The 960-nt window shown below is 40.5% G+C and carries 1 protein-coding gene; it reads right to left on the bottom strand.

Going from position 1 to position 960, the window contains the following annotated elements; all coding sequences use genetic code 11:
- Positions 1-159: 159 nt before the first annotated feature.
- Positions 160-642 carry a hypothetical protein gene (locus QWJ34_RS26960; protein WP_302732228.1) on the bottom strand — a complete coding sequence of 161 codons (483 nt, stop codon included), beginning with the start codon at positions 640-642 and terminating at the stop codon, positions 160-162.
- Positions 643-960 lie beyond the last annotated feature (318 nt).

A 960-nucleotide genomic window follows, 5' to 3' on the forward strand; every position in this document is an offset into this window, starting at 1 on the left:
CGGCGCTTCTTCATCTTATTCATCCACTCATGGGTTCCCATTCTTTCAGGTTGCATATAACGTTCCCGTATTCACGACTCGACGTATGTCAAGTATCCGGCGAATGCCGGATCAAGGGCGTATGCCCGCAGCGTGAATATTATGTTAGACGAAGTTCTACTATTCTTTAATTCGCCCTATATATTCTTTATATTTATTTAGTTCATCTATTCCTTCTTTACAAACAGTCTTTACATCTCCATATATGCCTTCCGATGCTAAATAATAAGCATCATCTAATCGATTTAACGAATAGGATAGATCTTCATCTAAAACGATCTCACTTTCTTGATAATGTAGGCTAGATAGATAAGTAAATAATTCTTCTTCTATAATTCTCCCAATTTTAAAATCGTTTACGAGTTCTCCTAAAAGCTGATAAAGGGGTTCTTGTAAAATCTCTTCTCCATAGATCTGTTTAAGTTTTGATGCTAAATCTACCGACGGTTTGTGACTAGACAAGGAAATCTCAATCAATTCATATGGAAATTGCTCGTTTCCTTCAATCATCCGATCTGTCCAATCAAGGACATCTTTCTTAGTGAAGTAGCCAATAATTAATCCTATATAATAATATCTTGATAATGCTTTTATTGTTTTCATAGTGATCCTCGGTTTTAGAATTTCGTCTAACGTTCCTGTATTCACGACCCGACGTATGTCGGGTGTCCGGCGAACGCCGGACCAAGGGCGTATGCCCGCAGCGTGAATATTATGTTATAGGTCGTGAAATCGACGGGCTTCTCTGCCTTCTCCCGCAAACTCACATCCAGTCTGCTTCCGGATGGAAGCGCACCTTCCCCCTCAGTCAATCCGCATTCCCTCTCGATGGATCAGTTTCCGTATGGAAACGTACATGCTTTGGCGCTTCTAAACTTCTAATCCAAGATTCGCGTGAATCCACTTCCCGTTCTCTTCGTT

The organism is Saccharibacillus sp. CPCC 101409 (assembly GCF_030518235.1).
Classification (GTDB): Bacteria; Bacillota; Bacilli; order Paenibacillales; family Paenibacillaceae; genus Saccharibacillus.